This is a genomic window from Synechocystis sp. IPPAS B-1465 (assembly GCF_003015225.1).
Classification (GTDB): domain Bacteria; phylum Cyanobacteriota; class Cyanobacteriia; order Cyanobacteriales; family Microcystaceae; genus Synechocystis.
Genome location: NZ_CP028094.1, coordinates 2,203,752 through 2,226,063, shown reverse-complemented (window position 1 = coordinate 2,226,063; position 22,312 = coordinate 2,203,752). Strand labels below are relative to the sequence as shown.

Sequence of the window (22,312 nt, the reverse complement as noted above, 5' to 3'; positions counted from 1 at the left end):
CTAACCCTACTGGTGTGATGCCGGGAAACGTTTAATTTCTTCTTCCCATCACTGGCTGGGTGCTGCGGTTTATTAAAAAGCCGACGGCAAGCGAAAAGTAAACAAAAACAGATGAGGATAACCTTTATGTCTAACCCCACTACTATGACTGCCCAAGAAAAAGAAGCCTACAAAGAGAAGGTAAGGGCAAAAATTGACAAGCTCAATGCCCAGATTGACCAAATGACTGCCGAAGCGAGAGAAAAAGCGGCAGATGCCAATGTTAACTATCAAAAATCCCTCAAAGACCTTCAGGCTCAACGGGACGCCCTAATGGGTAAATGGCACGATCTGCAACAGTCCGGTGAAGCGGCTTGGGAAGAATTGCAAGCTGGCCTAGAGAAAAGTTGGAATGAATTGTCCAACACGTTTGAGCAGGTTGAAAAACAGTTCTAGTCTTGATACCTCCATCGCCCATTGCTGGGGAAGCGGGAATTACCACCTGTTCCCCCTTTTTTTCTGCTTTTAATATTCGGGTATTAAAGTCTATATCGTCGTCTACCCGGAGGATTTAGCTGTCACCATTGCAGAAAACCCCAACCTTTGATTCCATACTCCCTAGGTTGCGGATGGGCTTAGTCAACATGATGGGCATTGGGGTGGTTTGCACAAAATCTTAATTGCCGAGGAAAAGACGCAACAAAGCAGTGGTTGCTTGGGGTTGTTCAATGGGAGTGCCGTGGGCCGCATCTTCCACGATGGTGAATTGAGCATGGGGAATCGATTGGGCCAGGAATAAATTCTCGTCCAAGTCAAACCAAGGATCATGACGGCCATGGATCACCAGGGTGGGACATTGAATTTTTGGTAATAAGTGACGAACATCGTTGTCTTTGGCCATGGCCTGCCACTGTTGCGTAATTAGGGATGCCGGCAAAGATTCCTGGAGACTCCGCAGAAACTTAACATTATTACTAAAGTTGGCATTATCACCATAAAAAACATTGGGGCAGTGCTGAGCCAAAACTTGTTGGTGTTGTCCTGCCTCCAGAGCCTTGAGTGTGGCTTCCATTTCTTCAGCTTTAGCAGCATTATTTCTAGCCCAACCGTCCATCAGCACTAGTTTAGTAATTCTTTCTGGGTGCAGGGCAGCGGTGGCGGCTCCCACCCAAGACCCCATGGAATGGCCAACCAGGGCAAATTTATCGGGCAGTGTGTTGCTGTTAACAACTAAATCCACCATTGCCTGCAGCGAATCTCCTTCCATTACCAAGCTTTGGGCATCGATAATATCCTCGAGATTAGTTATGGGATAGTCCCACATGGCCGGGGTTCCAGCAAATCCAGGAATGAATAACACGGTCTGTTTCACTATAGTTTTGCTGACAATAATTTAGGAAAGAGATAATTTTAAGCTACCATTTTTGCTTTAAAAGACTGCATTAATTGTACAACCTCCACTGGTATAGCTATTACCTGTTTTTGTCCATGTGCCAGGACTAAAAACCATTGTGCTACTAGATGTTGCCACCACACTCATTCCACTAGAAAAAGGTATAGCAGCTCTCCCATCAACCGCCACTGTAACGCCTGTGCATGTTCCACTTTCATTTAAAGTTGCAATATCAGATGCCGCTCTTGTAAAAGCAGTAGTTACAACTGAGTAGGTAGCTTTACTATCAAATCGGCCTTGACCTCCAGTTGTTGTCATCCCTCGATTAGCAAGTTCGTCAGATGCCGCCGTTAATCGTAGTTGAACTAAATTTTGGTTACTATTGTCCACACAAAGAAAAAAGCCAGCGGTAGGAGTCGTCGGTCTTTTTGTTGTTCCAGACGGGCAGGTTGGTGTTGTTGCGCCGGCCGCAGTGGATATGGAATCAACAAGAATACTTCTGATTCTGCCCGATCCCAACTGCCCACTAGAAGTCAATGAGGGCCCGCAACGATAAATTGAACTGGGCCCTAACCATACACCGCCCGGAGGAGTTTTTGTGTAATAAACTACGTTTACGTCTGAAGAACTAACCGCTAATCCCATCACAAATTGCTCACCAGTCTGCATTGCACAACTTTCTATACCTGTGCCTGTATTTGTCGGTATGTTAGCTGTATTCGTTGACAAAAAGTTGGCCTGTCTTATTTCGTCTGCTATGAAATCTGTTGCCCTATCGGTATTAAATCTCAAATCACTGGACACGTCAGAAGATATATTTTCCCTGGTCATAACTAAAATGGCATAGCCCGTAGCACTGACCACAAAAAAAGTCATGATTGAGGCCAACAGTAACTCGAGTAGTGTAAAGCCTTTAGAGGAATTACGTGTCATTAAGTACCATAGAATTTTCACTGTCTTATCTCCTTAGTTTTGCTAATAACCAGTTCTGCATTGCGTGGGATCAATAGCTGTTTCTGGATCTCCTTCGTAAACCCCTGCTCTCATTACACCAATCATGCCAGACATGGCCAAACAATAACTTACTGTGGGAGAAAAAGATGACTGAATAACCATCGTTCCCATGTTAGTAGAGTTTCCCTTGTAAGAAAAGCGAATTGCTGTACCGGGAAAATTCTCATGGAACTTACTATTGTTCAGAGGAAATTCCTGAAATGTTAAACATCCAGTGTATTTTGCATCGGGATCCAGTTGTAGGCGGTGTGGGGTGTTGGTGGTATCCATAATCAATCTACATTCTCTACCCATTTTGACTGCATTACGTTGAGCCTGTCGGAGAGTCTGTACCACCTCAGAAAATTCACCCCTAGTATCCATTTTAGCCTTTATGCCCATGAGTGAGGGAAATGCCACGCTGGCCAAAATTCCCACAATTGTGGTCACAACGCCAATTTCGATTAATGTCCAACCTGATGTGCTCTTTTGGGTGAATAGGCAAAGTTTTAAGGCTTTTATCAGTTCATTCTTGTAAGCCATAATGCAAAGTCTTGTTCAAGATCATTAGGCTTTAGTATATTTATAGTGATCAAAAAAGCAAGTGGTGAAAGAAACACCCAGACAAATATTCACAAAACTTAATTTTACTTAACAAATCATAATCCAGTTACGCAGTTACCACCTACACGGGAACCAGAACGCACGATTCCCAAGCCGGAAGAAATTACTAAGCATGGCTCATAGGATGTTCTACTGGAACCCAAAACTATCGTCTGTGAGTTTACTGTATTGCCCTTATAAGAAAAAGAAATATCAACCGTACCAGAGGATGGTTCAAGAAAGCTGATTTGTTCAGACGTAGGAATACTTACAGGGTTATTTAAACATCCAGCCATGGGGGTAGGTGGAGAGGTGGGCAACCTAACACTCCTAGCAGCAACATCAATCGTTACAGTGCAAGTCGCACCTCTTTTAATTGCATTTCTTTGGGCTTCCTGTACTGCAGCCCTGACCTCAATCATTCTGCTTCTGACTTGGTTTCTAGCTTGTATTCCTGCCAAACTGGGGAAAGCCATGGCTGCTAAGATACCTACTATAACTGTGACTACACCAATCTCAATTAGTGTCCATCCCTGACTAGACGTAGATGGATGGGGATTGAAAACCAGTTTTAAAAGAAATGTAGGATTAGGAAGTTTCATCACCATTATTCATCTCAATGATCTATTCACAAGCAAGAGCGGCAGCAGGAAGAACCTCGGTGTAAAGTGTTGCAAGGGTAGCCATATCATTGTCGGTGACATTGGTGTTCCTGACACGATAGCTAAGAGTTAAAACGTTATTAGATACCCCTGGTGTTCTAGTAATAGCGGCTGTTACACCGACAATTGATTTGTTGGCAGGAACTGGTAAGCTCGCTAGTCCATCATTGTTAGGATCGGCGTCAGCACTATTGTTTGCATCTCGAAAAGTTTCACCCACACTTGTAGGGCATCCATTACCAGTTGCCGGATTGAAGTTTGCAGCTAATGCCCGAACTTGCTCTAAATCTTCTTTTATCCAATAGCCAGCTTGGGCCTCTCTTTCCGCTTTAACCCGCATTACCGTTGCCATTACCATGGCATTCAGGGTTCCTGTCAGAAATAGAAAGGAAATCATCAAGGCAATCAGCACCTCGAACATGGTGAAACCCTGCTGAGCTGAGTGGCGGACTGACTCTAGCAAACGGCGATCGCCAACGGAATACCTTGGGAAAATAGCCTTAAACATAGCTGAACCTGACGAGAGATAAAAGCCTGGGGGGAGCATATCGTGGCTGATGATATTACTCTAACACCATTCACCATTGAGTGACCCAGGACACATTCAGCATAAACACGTATTGTTTTAATGTCTAACTAACTATCCTTGGGGAAAAATTCGGAGGCCGCTGCAGTTGTTGGGACAAATCTTTACCTACCTCAACCATCAAGCCAGCACAAAGGGCAGAGTGAGGGGAAGCTGATGCCCCCGGTGGAGCAAAATAGAGCCAACGACTGTAACTGGCCAAATCCTGCACACTGTCAGCCCGGCCGGTGATCCACAGCAAAGGAATACGTCGGGGTAGTTCATGCTGGTTAGATTCCTCCATTTGCACCGCTGCTAAAGCTTCCAATACCGATCGCCCACCGGCCACTAAGCCTGCCCCCGCTGTCCATAGCCGCACATTCAACTGGGCCCGCACCGCATAGAAATATAAAGAAGCCGCCGCAATGACTGCCTCTTCAAAAATTTCTGCTGACCAAGAACTAGCACTATCAAGGGCAATGAATAACTCCTGACCCCCTGTCACCACTTCCAATTCCCGCACCATAAATTGGTCAAATCGGGCACTACTGCGCCAGTGGATTAACCTGGTGGGATCACCAAAACGGTAAGCCCGTAAAGTTTTCGTTATGCCCTCCGTCGCCGCCTGATAATGGCGATCGCTCTGGATCTTGTCCTGATCCTCCGTACCAATAGCATCCACCAAAGGACATTGTTGGAGCTTGAGCACCTGGGGATAAACAATGGCTTTCACGGGGAGAGCCTGACTGCGACGACACCAAAACAAACCCAGGGGGGCACCGGAGCGTAATTCCAACTTTTGCCAGTGGTAAACTCCCCTCCGGTGGGTGGGCTGGAAATAACTCCATTGGTAAAAATCCTTGGGGGCAACCAGTTCGACCGCCTCACCTTGGGGCCGTCCCAAACCTGTGGGTAATACATCCCACACCTGGAGTAAATTTTTTGCCTCCTTATGGTTGTTATGGAGTCGGAGGGTAATGGTCAAATCTTCCCCCGCACTCACCGGCTGAATGGGAAAACGTTCTAACTGCAACTGCCGGAGCGATCGCCAAGGCAAAATAGCCGCAATAATCAAGAGGGCAAAGCTGATGCCGCTGATGACGTATAACCAGCCGGCCATGGAGTTAGTGGCAGCTCCAAATAAACAAACGGCCAGCACCAAAAGCAACCAACCAGCATAGGAAGGAGTCACCCAACGCCGCTCTAGCCAATCAGCAAAATTTAAATCCCTAGAATTAATCAAAATAGAAAAGGGTGACCAGTTTTCTTTGCTCCTCTGCTTCCGCACAGGTTTGCAAAAGGGTATGACTTTCGTGGAATGCAAAGCAAATCAACTGTTGACAACGACTGACAATTTCTCGGTTACAAATGGTGCTGGCTTCCCCCAGGGAAAGACTATCATTTTCAGTATTTTCCACCAGATGGACTACCTGTCCCAACTGATTACGGGATTCTCTTGGCTGGCGGTCTAAACTTTGGGGCAAAATTACCGTGAGTAAATTAGGATCGGCCCGCATAGCCCCCTTAATGACGGCCGAATTAGTGCCCGTAGCGCCGGAAGTGACCAGATGGTTACCCCCCAACACCAAGGCGTAGCTCATCATTTCGATCAACTGTTGGTGGGTTATCGGCACATGGCGAGATCCTAGCAGGGCAATACGTTTAGAACCAGTTTGCTGAATAGCGGCCAGTTCCTGCGCTAAGGTATCTAGGGTAGGGATATTAACAACTTGGCTCAAAGACGCTCTCTTCAAAGGCTGTGGTGACCGCTGCCATTGTAACAAACTGATTGCCGGATGGCGACGCAATCCCCAAATTTGCCCTAAACCTGTTTTAGTAATTCTCTTCTCTCCATGGCTTGGTTTCCCTTTTGGCAACGGTGGCAACAATGGTTGCGCTCTCGACACTATGGCCGCACTGCCATCGATAGCCGTTATGCGATCGCCGAAGCCTGTGTGATCGGATTTGTTTCTGCCCTAGCGGCCTTAGTAATTAAAAACGGAGTCAACTGGTTAGGGTCCAGCCGTTTGAGTCTGGCGGATACCTATGGGGCCATTTGGGTGCTGCCCTGTTTTGGCTTGGTGTTTGGGGGTTTGGCGGGGGCATTAATTGAACAATTTTCCCGACCGGCGGGGGGCGGTGGCATTCCCCAGGTGAAAGCGGCCCTGGCTCGGTATCCTATTCCCCTAGATTGGCGGGTGGCGGTGGTCAAGCTGTTGGGAACAGTGCTAGTGCTGGGGGGAGGCATGACCTTGGGACGGCGGGCTCCCACGGTTCATATTGGCGCAGCTCTAGCGGCCCAGTTGAGTCGGTGGTTTCCCACTTCCCCGGAACATCGGCGGCAAATGATTGCGGCCGGGGCGGCGGCGGGATTAGCGGCGGGCTTCACCACCCCCATTGCTGGGGTTTTGTTTGTGGTGGAAGAATTAATGCGGGATGTGTCTAGCTTGACCCTAGAAACGGCGATCGTCGCTTCCTTCGTGGGGGCTGTCACGTCTTTGGTATTCCAATCCAGTGACCTTAACCTGGCCCATAGCTTAAGCAATAGCCCAACGGTGCGTTTTACTACGGGGGAGATTCCTTTCTATCTTTTACTGGGAATTTTGGCTGGCATTTTGGGGGTTTTGCTCAACCGCAGTATTCTCTCCCTGCAAAACTGGCAAAGAAAACAGAACCTTTCCCTGGTTATTCGCATTGGTGTTGTGGGCTTAATTTCCGGCGTGGCGATCGCCCTATTGCCGAGCTTTTTTCGGGACAATGCAGGGCTGAGGGAATTTGTTACTTCCGGAGAACTGAGTTGGCATCAGGTAGTTTTGACCTTAGTGGCCCATTTCATTTTGACTATCCTGGCCTACAGCACCGATGCGCCGGGAGGATTATTTGCGCCGGCTTTAGTGATGGGGTCGGCCCTGGGTTATCTGGTGGGGGAATTTGGCAGTTATTGGCAAGATCAAGTTACCCAAACTACCTTTGCCCTGGCGGGGATGGGCGCTTTTTTCACTAGTGTGGTGCGGGTGCCAGTGACGGCGATCATCATTGTTTTTGAGCTAACGGGCAATTTCAACGTGGTGCTTCCCCTGATGGTGGCCTGTGCCACGTCCTATCTAGTGGCGGAAAGTCTCTTTCCCCGTTCTTTGTACGATCATTTGCTGGAAACCAAGGGCATTTTTTTGGCAGAGGAAAAGCCAGACCATGACTTTCTCGCTGATATCCGAGCTGGCCAGGTAATGAAAACGGAGGTGGAAAGCCTGGAGCAGAGTCTCACCCTAGCCCAGGTGCTACCGATTATGTCCAATTCCCATCACCGGGGCTTTCCCGTGGTGCAGGGGGGCAAACTGGTGGGGGTATTTACCCAAACGGATTTGGCCAATGCGGCCCAGGAGTCGGTGCACATTGCCCTTAAGCAAATTATGACCCCCAATCCCATCACTGTAGATCCGGAAGCGCCCCTCAGTGATGTGCTCTATTTGCTCAACCGTTATCAACTTTCCCGGTTGCCGGTGGTGGAAGGGGACAACAAATTAGTGGGCATTATCACCCGCACAGACATTATTCGGGAGGAAGTGAGTCAGTTAGGGGGGCAAATTATCCATCCTCCCCATCCCGCCTACAGCGTATACCAAACCCGATCGCCGTTGGTGGGAGAAGGGCGCATTTTATTACCCATCCGGGACTCCGATAGTGCTTTAGTTTTGTTTCAAATTGCGGCGGCAATCGCCAAAAAGCAAAACTACGAAATTGACTGTTTGCAGGTGGTCAAGGTATCTAAAGCTCAATCCCCTTCTGTGCAAAGGGTGCAATGGCAGAGGCAACGGCAACTGATGCAAAAACTGGAACGCATTGCCCGCCACCAGAGAGTGTTATTCCATACGGAAATCAAGCTGGCCTACAGCATTACCGACACCATCCTTGATACCATTCAAACCCGCCATAGCGACCTGCTAATCCTTGAATGGCAAGGGGAAATGCCCATTGGCGGCCAAATTTTTGGCCAAATCACGGATCGCCTGATTGACCAAGCCCCCTGCTCTTTATTAATGGTTAAACAGGGCACCAATGACCACGCCTATCCCCGCTATTTATCCCCCATGGCCCACTGGTTAATGCCGGTAGCGGGAGGCCCCAACATTGAAAAAATGTTAAATCTGTTGCCGGCGTTGTTTTCCCTTTACCCGGAGGAAAATAACCCCCAGCTACTGATTTCTAAAGTTTATCTACCCCGTCAATCCCAGCGCTATGACCCTTTTTACGATTTAAAAAACCTGGCAGAACGGTGGTCAGAACAGTTACAAAGACCGATTATTCCCATTCCTGTGTGCTCCACTTCCATTGCCGATGCCCTCAGTGACCTGGCGGAAATGCGTGAATGTGCGGCAATCGTGCTGGGGGCCAGTAGGGAAGGATTGCTCAAAAATGTCATCCACGGCAATTTACCCACCCAAATCGCTAGCCAAACCAACACCACTGTGTTTATTTTCCGCGGTCCAGTGGACTCCCCCAACGAAGAGGCGATCGTCCCTCCCCTGGCCCCAGATTTCGGTCTAGACGAGTAATCTCAACTTCAGCGATCCAGAAAGATTCTAGCTTGGGCAGCATATCAACCCGGATCGCCAACTTCGGTCGCCAAACTGTTTAACAATAAAAATCACTGCGGTCTAAAACAACTTCCCCGTGGTCCGGCACCCAGGCAACCCAGGTGGTGGAAGTATCCTGGCAAAGTAACTTAGCCTCATCGAAGGCATAGCTCCCCGGCTTCTCCAGTAATTTGACCCAAGTATCTCGGTTATACGTAATCTGACAAAAACCGTGCCAACCCCCAGCTATTTCATTGACCGGCGTCGATGCCGTTGCATTAAACAGGTTCATTTGTGGCGACATAAAGTCCTCTCCATTTTACTAACCGGCGAAATTCTTCCCAAAAGCACCCCCGAGCCTGCCCAGTTCTTTAGCACTTATCCGGGGATTCCCTACCCAAGTCCCCACTGAAGTTCCCTAAAGCGGGAGAAAATCCAAGACTCTAGGAACGACAACCAGGGCAATTTGGAAGTCAAAGGAATAATTTCTGTATCCATATTTACAAAATGATAGGGATAATAATTTGACTAGCCAAGCAAAATTAACAAATCTTGACAAACACGATAAGTTTTGTTGATGAATCCCCCTCAGTGCGGGGCTAGCCCAATGGTCATATACTTGGATTGGCGTCAAAGACTGTTTTTGCTCAATGATCACCGAATTAACAGACCTGAAAAGAAACCTAGAACTAATCTCCTCTCGCCTGGGGCAAACCCAGGACTATCTTTGACCTGCCAGGATTAAAAGCCAAAGTTCAAGACTTGGAGCAGTGCGCCGCCCAACCGGATTTTTGGGACGATACGGACCAAGCCCAACAAATTCTCCAGACTTTGAACGAAACAAAATCCCAGTTAGAGCAATGGGGCATTTGGCAACAGCAGTGGCAAGATAGCCAGGCCATTGTGGAGCTTTTGGAGTTAGAGGACGACCAAGCCCTACTGACGGAAGCGGAAACTACCCTGGAACAACTGCAAAAAGAATTAGACCGTTGGGAACTGCAGCAGTTACTGTCTGGCCCCTATGACGCGAAAGGGGCCACTTTAACTATCAATGCGGGGGCTGGAGGGACCGATGCCCAAGACTGGGCGGAAATGCTGCTGCGGATGTACACCCGTTGGAGCGAAAAACAGGGCTACAAAGTCCATTTGGCGGAAATTTCCGAGGGAGACGAAGCGGGCTTAAAATCCGTCACGTTGGAGATTGAAGGGCGTTACGCCTACGGTTACCTCAAATCGGAAAAGGGCACCCATCGTTTGGTGCGTATTTCTCCTTTTAATGCCAACGGTAAACGCCAGACTAGCTTTGCTGGGGTGGAAGTGATGCCTTTGCTGGGGGAAGAAGCAATTAGTTTGGATATTCCGGATAAGGATTTGGACATTTCCACCTCCAGGGCCGGCGGTAAAGGCGGGCAAAACGTGAACAAAGTGGAAACCGCTGTACGGATTGTTCATCTACCCACAGGTTTGGCTGTGCGTTGCACCCAGGAACGTTCCCAGTTACAAAATAAAGAAAAGGCCCTAGCCATTCTCAAAGCTAAGTTATTAATTGTCCTAGAAGAGCAACGGGCCCAGGCGATCGCCGAAATTCGAGGGGACATGGTGGAAGCGGCCTGGGGCACCCAAATTCGCAACTATGTTTTTCATCCTTACCAATTGGTCAAAGATTTGCGGACTAATGTGGAAACCACCGATGTGGGGGGCGTGATGGATGGGGAATTATCAGATTTTATTGAAGCTTATCTCCGACATAGCGCCCGCTTGGATAGCTAATATTACTGTTAAGCCTAATAATAATTGCCAAAGAAAAACCGTGCGGGAATACCATAAACTTTGGGCAATTTTGGCTATGGTTAAAGGCTGAATCCCATCTCCCAATAAAGGTTTGCTTTTCAATACTCCCTGGTAATAGTTATCTCCTCCTAGTTGTATGCCCAAAATAGCGGCATAAATGGCTTCGCTCCAACCGGAATTGGGACTAGGATCCAGGGGCCCATCCCGACGGACAATGGCCCAAGTTTGTTTTGGTTTTCCCGATAAAATTGCCAACATAAACACCGTTAATCGACAGGGTAGCCAGGTTAAATAATCCTCCAGACGGGCACTGAACCAGCCTAAATCAGTATAGGGTTCCCGTTTATAGCCCACCATGGAATCCAGGGTACTGGCCGCTTTATAGGCGATCGCCAGGGGCCAGGGGCCAACAAAAGGAAAAAGAATGCCCAAAAGAGCATAAAAAAGAGGACTAGTAACCCCATCCACTGTGTTTTCCGCCACGCTTTCCACTGTGGCCCGCAGGATTTCCCTCTCCGATAAATTATTCGTATCCCTACCCACGAATAGGGCTAATTTTTGTCGGGCAGTGGGCAAATCTCCCGCTTTTAATGGTTCTATCACTGACTGGGCCGCTTGGGCTAAACTATGGCCAGCAAAACAACTTGCTACCCCAATTATTTGGATAATTACTGCTAAAACAGGGGAGACTTTTTCAGCCAAGTAAACGATTAACCAAGCTAGAAAACCACTGCTGATAATGATTTTTAATCCTAAAAAAATGCCCCATAAACGTCTAGAATTTTTATCATTAACTTTGCGGATGATCAACTGGCTAGCAAAGTTAATGACTGAACCAATAAATTCCACTGGATGTCGCCAAGATTTAGGATCCCCCAACAGAAAATCTAACAGCGCAGATCCTCCTAGAATAATCACAGCAATTAGAGGAAAAAGATTGGGATCTACCGCCATCATTATTTAGTTTTGCAAGCCAAGCTTGGCTGGTCGTCTAAAAGAGCTTCGTAAACACCAACCAGAAGGGGTTTAACATCGTTATTTTGATCATCAACTGCACTATTAAACAAGGCAGAAATAATTACCTCATTACAGGGAAAATAAAGATAAAAAGAGCGATGACCAATGGTCTCCCCCTGGTAAAACCAATACTGTCCCCAATCTTCGTGGTAACCTTGGACAACACCCAAACCAAAACCCCTCTGCTCTTCCGAAGTCGTACCATCAATGAGCTTACCAGTAATGAGGGAAACTAGTCGGGTTAACTGTGTTTTTTGCTCCGTTGACAGTAGTTGATCTTCTACAAACAAAGCCCTAACCCAATTAATAATATCTTCCGTGTTAGCTACCAGTCCTCCAGCCGCTCCAGCCCAGGAAAGATTGCCATTAGCCACCGGTTTTCCTGCTAATTCAGGATTGGTGTACGGGTTAAAACTACTGCCTTCCACCATGCGATCTAAAATGTCCGGGGGATAACTAGGAATGGGATAAAAAGTATTGTTTAGTTCCAACGGTTGCAAAAGTTTTTTATCAATTAATTCGGCATAACTTTGACCATAAACCTTTTCTAACACCAGACCCCCCAATGTGTAAGCAGTGTTAGTGTAGGCATAGCCAGTATTTAGGGGTGGAGCCGGCAAGTTAGGCTGGGGATACACCACATCCACCAATTCCTTATCTTGCCAGATGCGCTCCGGGCTTTGCACAAAGCCATAGTTAAGGGTGGGACTATCACTGTAGTTGGGTAACCCGGAAGTCATATTCAATAGTTGAGTAATGGTTACTCCATTCCAGTGGTCATATTCCGGTAGATAAGTGGTAAAGTCATCCCCCAAATTAACTTTATTTTCCGCCTCTGCTTGGAGCAATAAAACTGAAGTAAAAGATTTGGTTATACTGCCAATTTGAAACAGACTTTTGGCATCTATGGGCGGACTATTAGGGGCATGGCTTTTGGTTCCCACCACGTAGGTTTTAATATCCCCATCCCCCACTTTAGTGGACAACTGAATCGCACTAAAAAACTCAGGCTCTCGACGGTTTTGATAATGTTCGTCCAAAATAGTTTGCACTTTGTTATCGAGGGATTCTCCCCAGGCACCACCAGCGGGCAAACCAGAAAAAAATGCTAGCGTACCGACCATAAATAAGGATTTTTTCATAGCCTTCCTTGAATTTTATTGGGGTTTATTGCTGGGGAAGTTTATACTGCTCAACAATTTTCTTGGCGAAGGGAGGGACGTGGTCAGCCAACTTTTCCGGATGGTTCCGTTTGACATACAAATAGTTACGGGTGAAGTGGGAATCAATGGAAAAGCGAGCATATTCCAGACCCGTGGGGCCAATTTTATCAATTACTAAGCCCATTATTTTTGCCACCCACATGGGTAACGTTACCGCCTTGTCGTAGGCCGTAATCCCCTGTTGCACTGCCTGATGGCGATCGCCACTGGAACTTACTTGCCCAATATGTAGTTGGTCTTGCACTAGGTCTAACATTTCTTGGCCCGTTTGATTGCGTACCACTAACCATTGCCAGCCAAAGGGAGCCCCCATATAACCCACTACCAGATCTGCCAAACCGTTGACGTAATCAAAACAACTCATGCAAGAAGGGGCAAAAACCTCCTTCAATTGATTTGTTTTTAAGCCAAAGAAGGGGACCAATTCCGTCGAGCCGTCTTCATGTTTAAAATGTACCCGGAAATCCTGCATAAATTCGTAATAAACTACCGTTTCTGGCGATCTACTAGTAGTTTCCAAAAACTTCTGTAACCCAGCCCGGGAAACATTATCCACACAGGGCGTTCCCAACACATAAAGTTTTTCCAAACCCAATTGTTTTTCCACCGCCCGCAGAGCTTGGATTTGGCAACCCACCCCAATAACTAATAATCGCTTCAAACCTGACTTCTCCACTTCCTCTAACACGGATAAATTGGGGGAAAGGGTGGGTTTATTAACCTTGGCGGCTAGCACTTCGGCTGGAGTTCTGGCGATTACCACCTGGGGCTGGAAACGATCTTCGGGGGTATTTTGCACACAGACCACCCCTTCTACCAGGCCTTTGTTTAGCATTTCACAACCAATGGTGCTGACAATGCCTGTCCACTGGGCCCCGGGGATAGGTTCTTTTTTCTGGGCGGTGAGCATTTTTTGGTGAACACCAAAATAAACCTCATCTTCTTTACCCAGTTCTCTCGACCGGCCATGGGTCTGCTCCTCCAAATGGTCAAACTGCTGGTTAATGAAAGCACAGGCTTCTTTAACGTAATGGATATAGTAGGTGTCACACAGACCGCAATCACTACAGAGTTCCTTGGCGGGGCGGGGACTACCGGGCTTAAGACCTTTGGCTTTCTGGTGGGGGGCAGGAACGGTCATGGAAAAGTTGGAAATTTGCAAAAAGTGTTGGCATTGTCACTATTGTCCACGGTAGCGTAAAACCTGGGGCCCACCCATTAGCAATGGCAAGGGTTAGCCATAGTTCTCACGGGAGCTTTTTTAAGCCCAAAGGAACTTAAGAATATGTTTGAAAAGTTCGAGGCAAAGCCTTCGGAGCATGAGATGGAGCATGGCAACATAGAGCATTGTCTCACTGGTGGTAGGTAAATATTCATAATCCTTGCTTAAACGACGGTAGCGACCAAACCAAGCAAAGGTACGTTCAACAACCCAACGTCGAGGCAAAACCTCAAAACCCTTTTGTCCATCCTTTTTGCTGACGATTTCCAAATTCTAGCCAAAGGTCTCATTAACCCAGGCAGTAAAATTCTTACTGCCAAAAGTGCTATCAGTCCATATCAATTGCAGGCACTGCCATAGAGGAGCAAACCAAGTACCGAGTAGAGTAAGACCTTGGTGGTCTGAGCGATGAGCGCTGTGAACCACAACATCGAGAAGTAATCCCATGGTATCCACGAGGATTGTACGTTTACGACCATTGACCTTTTTTCCACCGTCATAACCACTTTCTTGTCCAGCGCCAGCCTTTCTCACTGACTGTGAGTGAGTCCAAACAACCAGCACTAGGGTTGGCATTTCTTCCGGCCTTAAGTCGAATCTTCTTTCTGAGGATGTGATTCAATTTTTTCCAGGTACCGTCTTCCTGCCACTGTCGGAAATAACCATAGACTGTTCGCCATTTGGGAAAATCATGGGGTAGAAGTCGCCAAGCACAACCCGCTCTGAGCATGTAAAAAATGGCATTAAGCACTTCCCTCGGATTAGTTTTCCGTTTTCTTCCCCCACTTTTTGCTTGGGGGAGATTGGATTCTACCAATTGCTACTGGCTATCACTGATGTCGCTGCTGTAAAATTCTCTCAGTATCATTACGGTGAAAATTCTATATTCTTCACCATTTTTCCCAATTATGCCGACTTTTCAAACACGCTCTTAGGGCAACTTGACCATGTCAAAAGGGAGAGGCGATCGCCTACTGTGATGCCATGGTAATCCCCTGAAAGTTGCTATGCTGGGGAAAGAGAAGGATCCTGTGAGGGCAATGATTAGAACAAAACCGAAATCCGACAAGGTACTAACAATTCGCTTACCCGAAAAAGATTTGGTTCATTTGGAGCGTTACTGTGCGGCGGAAGGGCGGACTAAAACCGAAGTGTTGCGTCAGCTAATCCGAAATTTACCCACTGTTCCAGACTAGAAGCCCATTTTGCTATAATGATGGGTCGCTCAAGTATAGATAATTCAATAGTTGGCACTAAGCACTATGTACAATCCCTCCCTCCGTCGAGAAGCCCGTTACGAGCCGGCGGCAGTTTTGCCCGTTACCCGTGAGCAGTCCCTAATTGACTGGCTAGAAAGTAATAATCGTTTGATTTATCGGGAAATTGAAGAAGGTACCACCAGCAATATGAGTGACGAAGATGTGGACATTGCTGAGTTGATGGATGGGGATGATAATCTCTATGGCGATGACGGCAGTGACGATATGGACGAAGACTAAGCCTGGAAGGGTCAGTTGTTTTATTAGAAAAAATTCCACCATGGTAAATGCACCAATTGGCATCATCGGCGGCAGCGGCCTCTATCAAATGGAAGCCCTCAAAAATGTTGAGGAGGTAACCCTTGATACTCCCTTTGGCGCTCCCTCGGACAGTTTCATTGTGGGGGAATTGGCCGGGGTGCGGGTGGCCTTTTTAGCCCGCCATGGTCGGGGACATCACCTTTTGCCCAGTGAGATTCCTTTTCGAGCCAATATCCATGGCATGAAACAGTTGGGGGTGAAATATTTAATTTCTGCGTCAGCGGTGGGTTCTTTGCAGGCAGAAGCAAAACCTTTGGATATGGTCGTTCCGGATCAATTCATTGACCGCACCCGCCAGCGAATCTCCACTTTTTTTGGCGAGGGGATTGTGGCCCACATTGGTTTTGGTAATCCGATTTGCCCTCAGTTAGCCCAGTGTCTCTCTACGGCGATCGCCGGTTTGGAGTTGGAAGGGGTGACGCTCCACGATCGGGGAACCTATGTGTCCATGGAAGGACCAGCCTTTTCCACCATTGCGGAATCGAATTTGTATCGCAGTTGGGGCGGTACTGTCATTGGTATGACCAATTTGCCGGAGGCCAAGCTAGCTAGGGAAGCGGAAATTGCCTACGCCACTTTGGCCCTGGTGACGGACTATGACTGCTGGCACCCAGACCATGACCATGTGACGGTGGAAATGGTGATTGGTAATCTGCAAAAAAATGCGGTCAATGCCCAACAGGTGATCCTGGAAACGGTCAAACAATTGGCGGCCAATCCCTTTGAATCCATTGCCCACAGAGCTTTACAGTATGCGGTGCTAACTCCCCCGGACAAGTTTCCTGCCGCCACCTACGAAAAGTTATCTTTGCTTTTGGGCAAGTATTATCCCCCTGCCCCATGAACCTCCGGTTTGAATCTGGTCGTGCTTTTTTCCGAGCCGGTAAAATGGGGGAATTGACCTTTCACTCGTCTGACTTTTGCCCATGCATCCGGTTGTTAGTTCCGCTGAATATCGTCAACGTCGCGATCGCCTAATGGCCAAGCTAGGCCAGGGGACGGCCATTTTTGCCAGTGCGCCCCAGGCGGTGATGCACAACGATGTGGAATACGTATTTCGTCAAGATAGTGATTTTTATTACCTGACGGGCTTCAATGAACCGGAGGCGATCGCCGTTTTTGCGCCCCACCACGAAGAACATCAATTTATTCTATTTGTGCAACCCAAGGATCCAGCCAAGGAAACCTGGACGGGCATTCGCTACGGTGTGGAGGGGGTTCAATCCAGCTTTGGGTCGGACATTGCCTATCCCATTGGGGAATTGGATGAGCATTTACCGAAATATCTGGAAAAGGCAGATAAAATCCATTACCACCTCGGTCGAGATGAAGCGTTAAATCAAACCATCCTCAAGCACTGGCAAAAACAATTGGCCGCCTATCCCCGCCAAGGCTATGGTCCCCAAGCTTTAGTGAATTCCCATCCCTTGGTGCATCCCCTCCGGCAAGTTAAAAGTGAAACTGAATTAGCCTTGTTGCGGCGGGCCTGTGACCTGTCGGCGATCGCCCATCAACGGGCCATGGAATTTGCTCGACCGGGACATTACGAATATCAAGTGCAGGCGGAATTGGAAATTATTTTTCGGCGGGAAGGGGGCCTGGGGCCGGCTTATCCTTCCATTGTGGCGGCAGGAAAAAATGCCTGTATTTTGCACTACATCAACAATGACTGCCCTTTGCAAGATGGGGATTTACTACTCATCGATGCAGGTTGTGCCTACGGTTACTATAACGGTGACATCACCCGTACCTTTCCCATCAACGGTAAATTTAGTCCCGAACAACGCACCCTCTACGAAATTGTTCTAACTGCCCAGGAAGCGGCGATCGCCAAGGTACAGGCGGGCAATCCCTACCACGAATACCATGATGCGGCAGTGTCCGTGATTGTGGATGGTCTGATGGATTTGGGTCTACTGGTGGGAAATAAGGAGGAAATTATCAAAGAAGAAAAATATAAGCCCTTCTATATGCATCGCACCGGCCATTGGCTGGGGCTAGATGTCCACGATGCCGGCAATTACAAACAGGATAAGGAAACCTGGACGGTGTTGGAGCCAGGGCAAGTGCTCACCGTAGAACCGGGTATTTACATCGCCCCCGATATTAAACCCGCCGAAGGACAGCCGGAAGTGCCGGAACAATGGCGAGGTATTGGCATTCGCATTGAGGATGACGTATTGGTCACTGCCCAAGGCCCCGATGTGTTAACCAGTGCCGTGCCCAAGGCGATCGCCGATTTAGAACATTGATGGGCTAAACCCTGTAAATCTGCTCAAAGTCCCGGCCCGGAAGGGATTCCGGCGGCTGACTCAGGATTCTGACTGAACTCCCTTCTGTGATCAATTTCCAGAGCAAAAAAATCTCCCCAGGTTTGTTTTAACCGTAATGGGGAGATGGATCTTATCTTGGAACCTTGCCAGAGGTTTTGCCAAGAAACAATTATTGATTGGGCTATTAGCTTAGTTATTGCCCATGGTGGAGTTTTCAATCACTTTATCGATCAAGCCGTACTCCTTTGCTTCTGCCGCTGATAGGAAATAGTCCCGGTCGGTATCCTTGGCAATTTTTTCCACAGTTTGGCCGGTACGTTGGGCCATAATTTCGTTCAACTGTTGACGAATGCGGAGAATTTCCCTGGCTTCAATGTCAATGTCCGTTGCTTGACGGCGGCCAGTACCGCCCATGGGTTGGTGGATCATAATCCGGGCATGGGGCAGGGCTAACCGTTTTCCTGGTGCCCCGGAGGCTAACAAAAACGCCCCCATGGATGCGGCCAAACCAACGCAAATGGTGATCACTTCTGCCTTGATATATTGCATGGTGTCGTAAATGGCCATACCCGCAGTTACTGAACCACCAGGGGAATTGATATAGAGATAAATCGGCTTACTCGGATCATCGGAATCCAGGTATAACAAAAATGCCACAATCCGATTGGCGATCGAATCATTCACCTCTTGGCCAAGGAAAATAATCCGCTCTTGGCTCAGCCGAGTATAAATATCAATCCACCGTTCATACTGACTGCCGGGAAGACGAAACGGAACACTGGGAACACCTATAGGCATGGGTTTCTACGCTTAAATTTGGGAAGGGAATTTGGCTACATTAAAAAGGTCGGGATTTGACCTAAGGGGGCTTGGTTGGCAGGAAAGAATGGAAACTAACTAAATCACTGCCATTGGTTTAGGCAATTCCGCTGGACTTTCTAACACCCGGTCAATCAGTCCATACTCCTTGGCCTGGGCAGGGGTGAGGTAAAAGGTTCGGTCCATGTCTTTAGCTAACTTTTCCTGGGTTTGGCCAGTGTTGAGGGAAAGAATTTCCAGCATAGTCTGTTTGTTGGAAATCACTTCTTTGGCCCGAATTTGGATATCCGTTGCCTGACCCTGGGCTCCGGTGCGGTTTTGGTTGAGGACAATGGTGGCGTGGGGCAGACTAGCACGGTAACCCTTAGTGCCAGAGGAAAGAATCATGGCGGCGGTGCCCATGGCTTGACCAATGCAAATGGTATGCACTGGGGGCTTGATGTAGTTGAGGGTGTCGCAAATGGCGAAGGCTTCGGTCTCAAAACCCACTGCATCGCCGGTGTACCAGGAAGTGCCAGTGGAGTTGATATAAAAATAGATTGGTTTATCGGGATCGTCGAATTGGAGATAGAGCAGTTGGGCAATAATCAACTGGGTCACATCAATGCCGACCTGTTGCTTGACCTCGTCGGAGGAGAAAAGCGGCATTCCCAAGTAAACGATGCGCTCTTTAAGCAGAAGTGATTCAAGATCCGGCGGCGGCGTTTTGAAAGCCATGTCGCCATAGTAGGAGGATTGAACCGCAGTTATTTCCATGCTGTCAGGTTGGGGTCGATGGATAAAAAGGCGAAACCAGAGGAATGCCTTATTTGCCCGTGGATATTGGTTACGATCATTTTCCTTTAAGTTTAACCTTCTCTGCAAGTTTCCCTAGGGCAAAGCGGCCCCCCAGAACGTAATTTCGTCGCCCTTCTCTTGTTCCTGATCGCGAGTTCCCAAGCGTCCCCCGGCAAGGAACCCCCAATGACTAAGCCGTGGTCAAAATTGGCCAGTAATGGTCACAAAAAACGTCGACCTCCTAAGTAATGGTGGCGATCGCCCTGTTGCTTCATGCATTGATCAAAGCAAGTTGTCACAAGCAATCAGAAGAAAGCAGAGCGCTAATACTTTTTTTGTGACGCCCTACTCTCTTCACAACTACAGCGGCAAAAATTGAATTAACCTAACTGATCAAAGATGGCAAACATGGGTAGATACATGGAAAGCAAAATTGTCCCGACCATACCGGCAATCAGCACCATCATAGCTGGTTCTATAATACTAGTCAACGCTTTGACGGTTTGTTCTACTTCGTCTTCATAGAAGTCCGCCACTTTCATCATCATGGCATCCAGTTCCCCCGTTTCTTCCCCAATACTAATCATTTGAATCGCCAAAGAGGGGAAAACCTTACTTTGTTGCAGAGCCAAACTCATCATGCCCCCCTGTTGAATTTCACTAATAGCCCCGGCGATCGCATCGGAAATCACTTTATTGGGCACAGTATTACAAACAATTTCCAAAGACTGAATAATGGGAACCCCCGAACGGGTAAGGGTGCCAAATACCCGGCAAAACCTAGCTACAGCGGTTTTTTCATTCAGGGGACCAAACAAAGGTAGTTTCAACATCACCGCATCGACTTGTCGCCGCCCAGCATAGGTTCCGTAATATTTTTTGAATAGAAAAACGGCAACCACAATAACAATTACGGGGATGACGGCCATTGGACTTCTTAAAAAGTTACTTAGGCCGACCATAAATTTGGTTAAAGCGGGCAGTTCTCCCCCCAGGTCATCAAAAATTCCCGCAAAGACAGGGATGAGGAAGATGGTCATACCGAGAAAAGCCACCACCGCCAAGAAACCTACTGCCACCGGATAAGCCATGGCGGATTTAATTTGGTTTTGCAGACGGGCCATGTCTTCCAGCAGTTTGGAAAGTCGGTTGAGAACTTCGTCTAAAACCCCCCCCGTTTCCCCTGCTTCCACCATGCTGACGTAGAGGTCATCAAAACATTCGGGATATTTGCCCATGGCTTCAGAAAGGTTAGTGCCCTGTTGAACTTCCCCACTAATACCCGTTAATGCCCTTTTCAGTTTGGGATTAGGACATTGTTCCGACAGCACCCCCAAACAACGAACGATCGCCACGCCAGCGTTGATCATGACGGAAAACTGTCGGGAGAAAACCGCTTTGTCCTTGACACTAACGTTGTTAAGTAAATTTTCCAGGAATTCGAGGTTTATTTCCCCTCCGGCTGGCTTAATGGGGCCGATCGCCGCGTATTGTTGGCGGAGGATGGTACGAGCCTGTTCTGGACTCATGGCTTCCACCTTGGCTTTGGTGGTTTTACCTTTACGATCTTTAACTTGAGCGACAAACGTAGCCATGGTTAATTGTCTCCGTCACAATTTTACGAGCTTAATAGTTTGGGGTCAGATGATTAGGGGGATTGCACCGAAAAACTTATGTTAATCGGTATATTTCCGTATGCTAACGACGTTTAGCGGCAACCTGGGGGGTCATGCCACCGATTAAGCGCTGTAGCTCGTCCGGCTTACCACTCTTAGCTAAACCTTCTTCCAGGGAAATTACCCCCGACACCACCAACGTGGCCAGGCCCTGTTCCATGGTCTGCATACCTAGTTTTGCTCCGGTTTGAATGGCGGAATAAATCTGGGCCGCTTTGCCTTCCCGAATTAGGTTGGCGATCGCCGGGGTAATGACCATAATTTCCTGCACTAGGGCCCGGCCAAACTCCCCGGGTTTGGGGGACTTTTTCTTGACTAAGTTTTGGGCAAATACCGCTAGTAAAGAGTTGGATAACATGGCTCTAATTTGGGCCTGTTGGTTAGCCGGAAACACATCCAACATCCGGTCAATGGTGCCCGCTGCTGAGTTGGTGTGGAGAGTGCCAAAAACCAAGTGTCCGGTTTCTGCCGCAGTGATGGCAAGGGCAATGGTTTCCAAATCCCGCAATTCTCCCACCAGTACAATGTCCGGATCTTCCCGTAACGCTGCCCGCAGAGCATTGGAGAAACTTTTCGTATCTTCCCCCCGTTGCCGCTGGTGAAAAAGACTGCGCACGTTGGGAAACACATACTCGATCGGATCTTCGATGGTGAGAATATGTTCGGCCCTGGTGCGGTTAATTAAGTCTAAAATTGCTGCCAAAGTGGTGGTTTTACCGGAGCCAGTTTGTCCCGTCACTAGAATTAGTCCCCGGGGGCGTTCCGCCATTTCCCGCACAATGTTGGGCAGTCCCAATTGTTCAAAGTTGGGAATTTTAGAAGAAAGGGCCCGTAAACAGGCGGCATAACAACCCCGTTCTTTGTAAACGTTAATCCGGAAACGAGCTAAACCTTTCACGCCATAGGAACAGTCCAATTCCCAATTTTGTTCTAGTTCTTTCCGTTGGGAATTGTTCAGCATGCTGAAGATTAACTTTTGGCTTTCCTGGGGAGTTAAAACTTCCTCGTTAATCGGTTCTAATTTGCCGCTCACCCGGAAATAAACCGGTGCCCCCGCTTGAATGTGCATATCGGAGCCGCCCATTTCCACCAACTGCTCCATGAGGTCTTCGATCATGTATTCCAAAGCCATGACTTTAATGCTCCTATAAGTTCTGAACCCACA

Annotated in this window: 22 protein-coding genes and 1 pseudogene; 7 read left to right on the top strand and 16 right to left on the bottom strand. The window is 47.9% G+C overall.

The annotated features are described in order from the left end of the window. Positions 1 to 144: 144 nt before the first annotated feature. Positions 145 to 435, top strand: coding sequence for a hypothetical protein (locus tag C7I86_RS10530; protein WP_223211274.1), 291 nt, complete (start codon positions 145 to 147; stop codon positions 433 to 435). A gap of 220 nt (positions 436 to 655) precedes the next feature. Here C7I86_RS10530 and C7I86_RS10525 read toward each other — a convergent pair whose 3' ends face one another. The 7 genes from C7I86_RS10525 to C7I86_RS10495 form a co-directional block, all read right to left on the bottom strand. Further along, positions 656 to 1,351, bottom strand: a complete 696-nt coding sequence (locus C7I86_RS10525) for an alpha/beta fold hydrolase (RefSeq protein ID WP_010873209.1) — start codon at positions 1,349 to 1,351, stop codon at positions 656 to 658. A 57-nt stretch (positions 1,352 to 1,408) separates the two neighbouring features. Continuing rightward, positions 1,409 to 2,326, bottom strand: coding sequence for a PilW family protein (locus tag C7I86_RS10520; protein WP_010873208.1), 918 nt, complete (start codon positions 2,324 to 2,326; stop codon positions 1,409 to 1,411). A gap of 21 nt (positions 2,327 to 2,347) precedes the next feature. Next, entirely contained in the window at positions 2,348 to 2,908 is a 561-nt protein-coding gene (locus C7I86_RS10515) for a Tfp pilus assembly protein FimT/FimU (RefSeq protein ID WP_010873207.1), read from the bottom strand. 116 nt (positions 2,909 to 3,024) lie between these two features. After that, positions 3,025 to 3,570, bottom strand: a complete 546-nt coding sequence (locus C7I86_RS10510) for a Tfp pilus assembly protein FimT/FimU (protein WP_231848034.1) — start codon at positions 3,568 to 3,570, stop codon at positions 3,025 to 3,027. 22 nt (positions 3,571 to 3,592) lie between these two features. Beyond that, complete coding sequence (locus tag C7I86_RS10505) at positions 3,593 to 4,051, bottom strand: hypothetical protein (RefSeq protein WP_020862233.1); 459 nt, start codon at positions 4,049 to 4,051, stop codon at positions 3,593 to 3,595. A 211-nt stretch (positions 4,052 to 4,262) separates the two neighbouring features. Continuing rightward, complete coding sequence (locus tag C7I86_RS10500; RefSeq protein WP_010873204.1) at positions 4,263 to 5,483, bottom strand: DUF58 domain-containing protein; 1,221 nt, start codon at positions 5,481 to 5,483, stop codon at positions 4,263 to 4,265. Beyond that, positions 5,431 to 5,934 carry a hypothetical protein gene (locus tag C7I86_RS10495; protein ID WP_020862235.1) on the bottom strand — a complete coding sequence of 168 codons (504 nt, stop codon included), beginning with the start codon at positions 5,932 to 5,934 and terminating at the stop codon, positions 5,431 to 5,433. The genes C7I86_RS10500 and C7I86_RS10495 overlap by 53 nt, the downstream gene beginning before the upstream one ends. A gap of 114 nt (positions 5,935 to 6,048) precedes the next feature. Between C7I86_RS10495 and C7I86_RS10490 the strand changes: the two genes are divergently transcribed. Further along, on the top strand, positions 6,049 to 8,748 hold the full coding sequence (locus C7I86_RS10490; RefSeq protein ID WP_010873202.1) for a chloride channel protein: 2,700 nt from the start codon (positions 6,049 to 6,051) through the stop codon (positions 8,746 to 8,748). A 79-nt stretch (positions 8,749 to 8,827) separates the two neighbouring features. On the opposite strand, the gene C7I86_RS10485 is transcribed toward C7I86_RS10490, so the two are convergent. Beyond that, complete coding sequence (locus C7I86_RS10485; RefSeq protein ID WP_020862237.1) at positions 8,828 to 9,073, bottom strand: hypothetical protein; 246 nt, start codon at positions 9,071 to 9,073, stop codon at positions 8,828 to 8,830. A 346-nt stretch (positions 9,074 to 9,419) separates the two neighbouring features. Between C7I86_RS10485 and prfB the strand changes: the two genes are divergently transcribed. Continuing rightward, a protein-coding gene (gene prfB, locus C7I86_RS10480; protein ID WP_102014011.1) for a peptide chain release factor 2 occupies positions 9,420 to 10,539 on the top strand; the annotation gives its coding sequence in 2 pieces (ribosomal slippage) (positions 9,420 to 9,497 and positions 9,499 to 10,539; 1,119 coding nt in all). Here the strand turns inward: prfB and cbiB are convergent. The 4 genes and pseudogenes from cbiB to C7I86_RS10460 form a co-directional block, all read right to left on the bottom strand. Further along, the gene (gene cbiB, locus C7I86_RS10475; RefSeq protein WP_010873200.1) at positions 10,489 to 11,517 is read right to left on the bottom strand and encodes an adenosylcobinamide-phosphate synthase CbiB; all 1,029 of its coding nucleotides are present in this window, start codon (positions 11,515 to 11,517) and stop codon (positions 10,489 to 10,491) included. The two genes, prfB and cbiB, sit on opposite strands and share 51 nt — an antisense overlap. Then, a complete protein-coding gene (locus tag C7I86_RS10470; RefSeq protein ID WP_010873199.1) occupies positions 11,517 to 12,719 on the bottom strand; it encodes a serine hydrolase in 1,203 nt (400 codons plus the stop codon). Before C7I86_RS10470 ends, cbiB begins: the two co-directional genes overlap by 1 nt. 25 nt (positions 12,720 to 12,744) lie before the next feature. Continuing rightward, positions 12,745 to 13,941 (bottom strand): Coenzyme F420 hydrogenase/dehydrogenase, beta subunit C-terminal domain, encoded by a 1,197-nt coding sequence (locus C7I86_RS10465; protein WP_010873198.1) that lies wholly within the window; start codon positions 13,939 to 13,941, stop codon positions 12,745 to 12,747. 120 nt (positions 13,942 to 14,061) lie between these two features. After that, positions 14,062 to 14,839: pseudogene (locus C7I86_RS10460) on the bottom strand (IS5 family transposase). Positions 14,840 to 15,062: 223 nt separating this feature from the next. Here C7I86_RS10460 and C7I86_RS10455 point away from each other — a divergent pair. The 4 genes from C7I86_RS10455 to C7I86_RS10440 all read left to right on the top strand — a co-directional run bounded on the left by C7I86_RS10455 (position 15,063) and on the right by C7I86_RS10440 (position 17,854). Continuing rightward, complete coding sequence (locus tag C7I86_RS10455) at positions 15,063 to 15,218, top strand: ribbon-helix-helix domain-containing protein (RefSeq protein ID WP_010873195.1); 156 nt, start codon at positions 15,063 to 15,065, stop codon at positions 15,216 to 15,218. Between the two features lie 66 nt (positions 15,219 to 15,284). Then, the gene (locus C7I86_RS10450) at positions 15,285 to 15,521 is read left to right on the top strand and encodes a DUF3134 domain-containing protein (protein WP_010873194.1); all 237 of its coding nucleotides are present in this window, start codon (positions 15,285 to 15,287) and stop codon (positions 15,519 to 15,521) included. Further along, positions 15,466 to 16,446 (top strand): S-methyl-5'-thioadenosine phosphorylase, encoded by a 981-nt coding sequence (locus tag C7I86_RS10445; RefSeq protein WP_010873193.1) that lies wholly within the window; start codon positions 15,466 to 15,468, stop codon positions 16,444 to 16,446. Before C7I86_RS10450 ends, C7I86_RS10445 begins: the two co-directional genes overlap by 56 nt. Positions 16,447 to 16,528: 82 nt before the next feature. After that, positions 16,529 to 17,854 carry an aminopeptidase P N-terminal domain-containing protein gene (locus tag C7I86_RS10440; RefSeq protein WP_010873192.1) on the top strand — a complete coding sequence of 442 codons (1,326 nt, stop codon included), beginning with the start codon at positions 16,529 to 16,531 and terminating at the stop codon, positions 17,852 to 17,854. Positions 17,855 to 18,064: 210 nt separating this feature from the next. On the opposite strand, the gene C7I86_RS10435 is transcribed toward C7I86_RS10440, so the two are convergent. The 4 genes from C7I86_RS10435 to C7I86_RS10420 all read right to left on the bottom strand — a co-directional run bounded on the left by C7I86_RS10435 (position 18,065) and on the right by C7I86_RS10420 (position 22,279). Continuing rightward, on the bottom strand, positions 18,065 to 18,673 hold the full coding sequence (locus tag C7I86_RS10435) for an ATP-dependent Clp protease proteolytic subunit (RefSeq protein ID WP_010873191.1): 609 nt from the start codon (positions 18,671 to 18,673) through the stop codon (positions 18,065 to 18,067). A 99-nt stretch (positions 18,674 to 18,772) separates the two neighbouring features. After that, on the bottom strand, positions 18,773 to 19,450 hold the full coding sequence (locus C7I86_RS10430) for an ATP-dependent Clp protease proteolytic subunit (RefSeq protein ID WP_010873190.1): 678 nt from the start codon (positions 19,448 to 19,450) through the stop codon (positions 18,773 to 18,775). Between the two features lie 401 nt (positions 19,451 to 19,851). Then, entirely contained in the window at positions 19,852 to 21,066 is a 1,215-nt protein-coding gene (locus C7I86_RS10425) for a type II secretion system F family protein (RefSeq protein WP_014407124.1), read from the bottom strand. Between the two features lie 103 nt (positions 21,067 to 21,169). Beyond that, entirely contained in the window at positions 21,170 to 22,279 is a 1,110-nt protein-coding gene (locus C7I86_RS10420) for a type IV pilus twitching motility protein PilT (protein WP_010873187.1), read from the bottom strand. Between the last annotated feature and the right edge of the window lie 33 nt (positions 22,280 to 22,312).

Bases quoted from the DNA above. Each gene is read 5' to 3' on its own strand.
- C7I86_RS10530 (WP_223211274.1), top strand. From the start codon at position 145: ATGACTGCCCAAGAAAAAGAAGCCTACAAAGAGAAGGTAAGGGCAAAA.
- C7I86_RS10515 (WP_010873207.1), bottom strand. From the start codon at position 2,908: ATGGCTTACAAGAATGAACTGATAAAAGCCTTAAAACTTTGCCTATTC.
- C7I86_RS10510 (WP_231848034.1), bottom strand. From the start codon at position 3,570: ATGAAACTTCCTAATCCTACATTTCTTTTAAAACTGGTTTTCAATCCC.
- C7I86_RS10505 (WP_020862233.1), bottom strand. From the start codon at position 4,051: ATGTTCGAGGTGCTGATTGCCTTGATGATTTCCTTTCTATTTCTGACA.
- C7I86_RS10490 (WP_010873202.1), top strand. From the start codon at position 6,049: ATGGCTTGGTTTCCCTTTTGGCAACGGTGGCAACAATGGTTGCGCTCT.
- C7I86_RS10485 (WP_020862237.1), bottom strand. From the start codon at position 9,073: ATGTCGCCACAAATGAACCTGTTTAATGCAACGGCATCGACGCCGGTC.
- cbiB (WP_010873200.1), bottom strand. From the start codon at position 11,517: ATGATGGCGGTAGATCCCAATCTTTTTCCTCTAATTGCTGTGATTATT.
- C7I86_RS10470 (WP_010873199.1), bottom strand. From the start codon at position 12,719: ATGAAAAAATCCTTATTTATGGTCGGTACGCTAGCATTTTTTTCTGGT.
- C7I86_RS10465 (WP_010873198.1), bottom strand. From the start codon at position 13,941: ATGACCGTTCCTGCCCCCCACCAGAAAGCCAAAGGTCTTAAGCCCGGT.
- C7I86_RS10455 (WP_010873195.1), top strand. From the start codon at position 15,063: ATGATTAGAACAAAACCGAAATCCGACAAGGTACTAACAATTCGCTTA.
- C7I86_RS10450 (WP_010873194.1), top strand. From the start codon at position 15,285: ATGTACAATCCCTCCCTCCGTCGAGAAGCCCGTTACGAGCCGGCGGCA.
- C7I86_RS10445 (WP_010873193.1), top strand. From the start codon at position 15,466: ATGGGGATGATAATCTCTATGGCGATGACGGCAGTGACGATATGGACG.
- C7I86_RS10440 (WP_010873192.1), top strand. From the start codon at position 16,529: ATGCATCCGGTTGTTAGTTCCGCTGAATATCGTCAACGTCGCGATCGC.
- C7I86_RS10435 (WP_010873191.1), bottom strand. From the start codon at position 18,673: ATGCCTATAGGTGTTCCCAGTGTTCCGTTTCGTCTTCCCGGCAGTCAG.
- C7I86_RS10430 (WP_010873190.1), bottom strand. From the start codon at position 19,450: ATGGAAATAACTGCGGTTCAATCCTCCTACTATGGCGACATGGCTTTC.
- C7I86_RS10425 (WP_014407124.1), bottom strand. From the start codon at position 21,066: ATGGCTACGTTTGTCGCTCAAGTTAAAGATCGTAAAGGTAAAACCACC.
- C7I86_RS10420 (WP_010873187.1), bottom strand. From the start codon at position 22,279: ATGGCTTTGGAATACATGATCGAAGACCTCATGGAGCAGTTGGTGGAA.